At 52.4% G+C, this 6,273-nt stretch carries 6 protein-coding genes; 5 read left to right on the plus strand and 1 reads right to left on the minus strand.

What is annotated here, in order from left to right; all coding sequences use genetic code 11:
- Positions 1-104: 104 nt before the first annotated feature.
- The gene (locus tag Q0620_RS07235; protein WP_298784099.1) at positions 105-602 is read right to left on the minus strand and encodes a hypothetical protein; all 498 of its coding nucleotides are present in this window, start codon (positions 600-602) and stop codon (positions 105-107) included.
- 212 nt (positions 603-814) lie between these two features.
- Here Q0620_RS07235 and Q0620_RS07240 point away from each other — a divergent pair, with 212 nt between their 5' ends.
- The 5 genes from Q0620_RS07240 to Q0620_RS07260 form a co-directional block, all read left to right on the plus strand.
- Positions 815-1,297 carry a flavodoxin domain-containing protein gene (locus tag Q0620_RS07240; protein ID WP_298784101.1) on the plus strand — a complete coding sequence of 161 codons (483 nt, stop codon included), beginning with the start codon at positions 815-817 and terminating at the stop codon, positions 1,295-1,297.
- A gap of 345 nt (positions 1,298-1,642) precedes the next feature.
- Positions 1,643-2,608 carry an HlyD family efflux transporter periplasmic adaptor subunit gene (locus Q0620_RS07245; protein ID WP_298784104.1) on the plus strand — a complete coding sequence of 322 codons (966 nt, stop codon included), beginning with the start codon at positions 1,643-1,645 and terminating at the stop codon, positions 2,606-2,608.
- A gap of 208 nt (positions 2,609-2,816) precedes the next feature.
- A complete protein-coding gene (locus Q0620_RS07250; RefSeq protein ID WP_298784105.1) occupies positions 2,817-3,101 on the plus strand; it encodes a hypothetical protein in 285 nt (94 codons plus the stop codon).
- A gap of 711 nt (positions 3,102-3,812) precedes the next feature.
- Positions 3,813-5,693 (plus strand): ATP-binding cassette domain-containing protein, encoded by a 1,881-nt coding sequence (locus Q0620_RS07255; protein ID WP_298784107.1) that lies wholly within the window; start codon positions 3,813-3,815, stop codon positions 5,691-5,693.
- Positions 5,680-6,273, plus strand: a 594-nt coding sequence (locus Q0620_RS07260) for a hypothetical protein (RefSeq protein ID WP_298784110.1), incomplete at its 3' end; no start/stop codon positions are given. The genes Q0620_RS07255 and Q0620_RS07260, both read left to right, overlap by 14 nt.

Below are 6,273 nucleotides of genomic sequence, written 5' to 3' on the forward strand. Positions count from 1 at the left end.
GCTTTAAAATTTAAAACATCGTTCTTAAATTTAAACGTCGCGGTGAAATTTTAAAATCCCACCGCAAGCTTTGGGCGGCTTTAAATTTAACATACCGAGTTCTGTTAGCATCCCGAGTTTGGCTGTACCCGCGTTTCGCTGCCCGTGTGGATCAGCAGAGCCTTGCCGCGTCTAAATCTGCACGGCGGATCGGCTTGCACGGATGAGTACTCCTTGCCGTTTAGTTTGTAGATGATGTTGGAGCCCTGTACCGTCTTTTGGGAGTTTTGGATCACATCTCCGGCGACCGCGCCTACTACCGCACCGCCCACGAGCCCCACGGTCTCAGCTAAGCGCCTGCTGCTGCTATGTTTGCCGAGCTTATGCCCGATGACCGCGCCCGTAGTTCCGCCCGCGACGCCACCTAAAATTTTACCCGTATTGCCCTCGGAGCGCTCTACGTTTATTTTGGCGGGCAGGACATCGACGATCTCGATTCGATCGCTCTGCCTCATGCGGTTCGTTTCGCTCGCGTCATAAATATCTCCGCCATATCGATCCTGCGGGATCGCGCAGCCACAAAGTGCGATCGCTGCGATCAAACATAATGTGAAATTCTTCATGTTTTCTCCTTTGTAATGAGCTACGGGCGGCATTATACTATGGATTTTTATACGAGTGGTTAAGCGGCGGCGTTAAAATTTACCGGCTCGCTGCCGCTTAAAATTAGCTGGATACGAGGCATTGTGCCGTATCTGGGCGCCTTATAAAATTTTTATTTCACTCAAAATTTATCTTATTTTGTTAGAATCATTCTTATTTTTAAGGAGAAAAAATGAAAAAACTATTAGTTTACGCCACCAAAGGTGGCGATACGAAAGTCGTGAGCGAATACATCGCTTCAAAGCTCGGCTTTGAGATCAAGGAGGCCAAAGAGCTAAATGAGGAGGATTTGGCGGGCGCTAGCGCGTTTATTTTTGCGGCTTCGACGCACGGCGACGGACAGATCCAGGCTAAATTTGACGACAAATTGGAGCTTTTGAATAAAACTGATTTTGACGGACGCAAGGTCGCGCTCATAGGCGTCGGTAACGTCGAGCGCCACGGCAACGATTTTTGCAGCGGCATGAGTGCGTTTTTGCCGGTGCTTAAAAAGGCCGATCTCATCGGCGCTTGGAGCGCGGAGGGCTATAAATTTAAACATTCGCGCGCCTTCATAAACGGCAAATTCGTAGGTCTTACGATCGATTTTAAAGGCGATGACCACTGGCAGGCGAGGGCCGATAAATGGATCGCCGCGGTTAAAGGCGAGTTTTAAATATTTCAACTTTTGCGCGACCGACCGAGATTTGGGCCCATCGAGCCTAAATCTCTTTAAATTTCCCCATTAAATTTCACGCTCCGCTTCCAAGCGAAGCTTCCTTGTTAAAATTTTAAAATTTTTAGTTCAAAAAGTCGCTGTGTTTTACAAGCCGTACCGCTTAAAATCGCGCAGATAGGATGAATTTTTCCGCCCAAGCCTCAATTCTGCTCGTGCGGCGGTCAATTCAATACGGCAATTTAATGCGATCGTTTTATAAAATCACCGCCCGAACTTCAAATATCAGCGCCGCATTAGAAAAGTTATTTTATAATAACCGCATATCAAAATTTAAGGCGATCTATGAAAAGGCTTCTAATTTTCGTCGTTTTTGCGCTGGCCGCTCTCGCCGCGGCGATCTACTTTAATCTCGATAGGCGCGAAGAGGTCGCGCACAAGGCCTACGGCATCATCGATATCAGGCAGAGTTCGCTTAGCTTCGAGCGCAGCGGTCGCATTAGCGCACTTTATCGCGACGAGGGCGATTTCGTGCAGGCTGGCGACGTTTTGGCGGCTCTGGATACGGCGGATCTGAGTTTTCAAAGACAGGTTCAGATCGCGAGATGCGACGGGCTTAAATTTAGCTTGCAAAAGCTGCAAAGCGGCTTTCGTAGCGAGGAGATCGAGATGGCGGCAGCGAATGTAAGCGCGCTGCAAAACGCCCTACAGCTCGCTACTTTGACGAACGAGCGCCTCAAAAGCCTAGGCAAAAGCAACTCCGCGTCCAAGCAGCAGATCGACGAGGCGTTTTACTCGATGAAGCGCACGCAAGCCCAGCTGCAAAGCGCGCAGGCCAATCTGCGCCAGCTTCAAAGCGGCTACCGCGGCGAGGATGTCGGTGCCGCCCGCGCGAACTTGGCAAGCTGCGAGGAAAATCTGAAATATCTGAATTACCAAATCGAGACGCAAAGCGTGCTAAAAGCACCCTTTAGCGGGCAGATCAGAGCGCGCCTTAAGGAGCTCGGCGACATCAGCATACCTAGCGTGGGCGTTTTTGAGATTAGCGAAGTAAAAAACAAGCGCGCGAAATTTTATCTAAGCGAAAATCAGCTCCGCTTCCTGCGTGCCGGACAGAGCGTGCGGATCATCGCTGCGGACGGCTCTAGTGCGAGCGCGAAGGTCGCCTACGTGAGCCAAACCGCGATGTACACGCCCCGCACGGTGCAGACCGAGGAGCTGCGCGCCGATCTCGTGTGGGAGGCGCGCGCCGATTTCAGCGACGATGACGGCAGCTTTCGCTTAGGGCAGCCGATCAGCGTGGAATTTTAACGCGAGAGCGTCGCGAGTGAAATTTTAATGCACGAGTGAAATTTAGCGCGCGGGCGGCACTTTGGAGACTGCGGGCAAAATTTGGATAGCAAAGCTCGTAATTTTACGCAACGCCGCGCGAGCCGTGCATACGGCGTGAGTCTGATGAAATTTTAAAAGCGCGCTTCGAGGTAGAATTTAAACGACGCTTGTTCGACAGAGCAGGGCGATGAATTTCGTCGCGCCTAAAATACATCGTCTCGGCGGCGATAAAATGCTGTATGTCTATAACGAAGCCGTACAAAGGTGGCGCAAAATTTATCGCATGAGTTTTGCGCGAGCAGGCAGGGCTTTGGATAAAAGATCGGAATTCTCAGCGCGGCGAGTAAAATTTCGGCGAAATTTTGGCGCAAAACAGCGCGAGTTAAATTTTAAAATTTGCGGCTCGGAAACGAGTACAAGCAGGGCGGTAGAGCGGCAGCGGGCTTTGTTTCTAGCGGGCGTTTTGCGATAAACGAGCGACGGTTGAGTGCCGACTGCGGATAGCGGTAAAATTTCGCTACGAAACAAACGGCGCAATTAAATACCTATTGCGGACGGCGGTGAAATTTTACCCAAAAGGTGCGGCGGCGGTAAAATTTCACCGCAAGAGGCGCAGCGCAGATAGAGAGCTCGGCGCTCACAGGTCGCCAGGTGTTTGAAAACTCGCTTTCATTTGCGTTTTGAAGCGAATTTATCGCGGGTGCTCACGGGTCGCTTCATGTTTTGGAGACCGCCCCGCTCATGCGCGTTGTGTGCGCATCGTTAGCGGCGCGGCTAGCCGATGCGATATGCACGCGCTCAAGACGGATCGGGCGTCGCGCGAAATATTCGGCGCGAGCCGTAAGCAACGCCGATCGTGCGGGCACTCGAATTCGAGCGGGCGATTGCAGGGCGCCCCGGCGCGATAGAGCTTGGTTTCGCGCGCTTGTGGTAAGTTACGTCGAATTTATGCGAGGTTTGGGCGAAATTGTTCAACGTGCGTCGCGAAATTTAAAGCGCGCGGCGGTTGTAGAACCGAGATGCCGCGGCGGTCACCAAACTAAGACGCCGTAGCGGCTGCGAAACCACGATGTCTCGGCGGCTGTAGAAGCAAGGCGTCGCGATAAAGAGCGCCTTTTCGGCGTGCGTAGGTCTCGTTCGTCGCGCCAAGCGACGGGCGAGTAAATAAAATTTGGAGCTAGGCTTGGATCTACTAAATATCGTAAATTTAAAGAAATTTTACCTGCGAGAGGATCGCAGCAAAAACGTCGTTTTTGAAAATTTCGATCTGCGAATTGGCGACGCGCCGCGGCTCATCAGCCTCACGGGCCCCGACGGCGCGGGCAAATCTACGCTTTTAAAGCTCATCTGCGGCATCATCGCGCCCGATTACGGCGAGATAAAATTTGCTGGCTTCACCCCTAGCGGCGAAAATAAAGAATTCGTCAGCGCAAACGGCTATATGTCGCAGAGTCTGGGGCTTTACGAGGAGCTTAGCGTCTGGCAAAATTTAAACATTTTCGCGGGCCTAAAAGGGCTCGATCTAAAAGACGGCGAGGAGTATCTGCGCGGGCTTTTGCGCCGCGTAGGGCTTTTGAAATTTAAAGATTACGCCGTGGATTCGCTCTCCGGCGGGATGAAACAAAAGCTAGGCGTTGCCTGCGCGATTGCGGCTCGTCCGCGGCTTTTAGTGCTCGATGAGCCTACCGTCGGCGTCGATCCGCTCTCGCGCAGCGAGCTGTGGGCGATCGTGCGCGAGTATCTGGATCAAAGCGGCGCGAAATGCATATTTTCGACGGCGTATTTCGACGAAGCGGCGGATGCCGATCTGACGCTGATTTTGCTCGGCGGCAAGATCATAGCGCAGGAGCGTGCTGCAAAGATCACTGCCGCGCTGCGGGAGCATACCTTTCGCATCGACGGAGAGGATTATCAGAGCTTGGCGCGCCGCTTGATGTTTAAGACGCAAAGATTTTTAAAAAACTCCCCGCTCATCGACATCTGCCCCAGAGACGGCAGCGTCGATCTGCTAAGCGATGAGCCGATAAGCCTGCGCGATCTGCAGGAGTTTTTAAACGCAAGCCTAGAGGGTGATGGCGAAAATACAGAGCGCGAAGACGGGCACCACAAAGGCGCGGATCCCGAAAACGGGCGCGGCGAAAATTTTAAAATTTCAAACGAAAACGAGGGCGCTAAATTTAACGAAAACGGGAGCGTTAAATTTAAACTCAGTCCGCGCGAGGCGAGCCTAGAGGATGCGTATATTTTTTTAAATAAAGCAGAGATCGGCGCGGCAAACTTCGGCTACGAAAAAAAGAGCTTCGATGCGGCTCAAACCGTCATCAAAGTGCGCGACGTGAGCAAAAAATTCGGCTCATTTACCGCCGTGGAAAATACGAGTTTCGAGGTCAAAAAGGGCGAGATTTTTGGCCTTCTGGGCCCAAACGGCGCGGGCAAAACGACGACCTTTCGCATGATCTGCGCGCTTTTGGGGATGAGCGGAGGCGAGATCTCGGTCATGGGTGAGGATCTGCGCCACGCTAAATCATCGATCAGATCGCGCATCGGCTACGTCTCGCAGAAATTTTCGCTTTATAAAAAGCTAAGCTGCTATCAAAATTTAGAGTATTTCGGCCGCAGCTACGGTATCGGCGGCGTGGCACTGAAACGGCGCATAGAGGAGCTTTTGAGCGAGTTTGGCTTGCAGCGGCTGCGAAACGAGACGTGGCAGAACCTGCCCTTTGGCGCGGGGCGCAACCTCAGCATGGCGTGCGCGCTCATCCACCGCCCCGAGATTTTGTTTCTCGACGAGGCCACCAGCGGCGCCGATCCGCTCTCGCGCAGGCTCTTTTGGAACCGCATAAATGCGCTGGCGCGCACCGGCGTGAGCGTGGTCGTGACGACGCATTTTATGGAAGAGGCGGAGTATTGCGATCGGTTTTTGATCCAAGATCGCGGCAAAATCCTAGCGCTGGGCAGCCCCGACGAGGTCTGCGTGCAGCACGGGCGGCGGCTTAGCGTGCAGCAGGCCTTCATAAACGAGGTACAAAAATTTAGAAGCGAGGCGGGCGATGAGGGCTTTTGATCTAAATTTTGCGCGAGCCGCGAGGATTTTTGATCCGAATTTTATGCGGACTTGGCGAAAAGCTGCGCACCCGCGCGATAAAATTCCAAGCAGCGCAAGGCTCTTGCGGGGCGATGAAATTTTAAACGGCGGCGAAATTTTGAGCGGCTTGGTTCTTAATGTCGGTAAAATTCTAAGCGACAGCGGGATTTTTAGCAGCGGCAAAATTTGGAGCGATAGTAAAATTTTAAACGGCGGTGAAATTTTAAGAGATTGCGAAATTTCAAGCGGTAGTGGAATTTTGAATGAGGCGTCGCGCGGCGGGACACGGCGCGGATTTTGTAGATGGATACTGCGCGAGCTCCGCGGTGAAACAAGCCCGCTTCGTCTGCGCCGTAAATTTCAAAGCGCGAGCGGCTCGCAAACGGATTATAAATTTAAAAGGGCGACCGCTCTGCAAACAGATCGCAAATTTAAAATGGCGGTCAGCCTGCGAGTAGCTTGTAAATTTAAAGCCCTGGTGCAAAAATTTCATCGCGGATCTTGCACCGCCGTAGAGCTTTTGCGTCAAAAATCTCGCGGCGAGACCGTGCCGCACAAT

The sequence above is a fragment of the uncultured Campylobacter sp. genome, assembly GCF_938017615.1.
GTDB lineage: Bacteria > Campylobacterota > Campylobacteria > Campylobacterales > Campylobacteraceae > Campylobacter_B.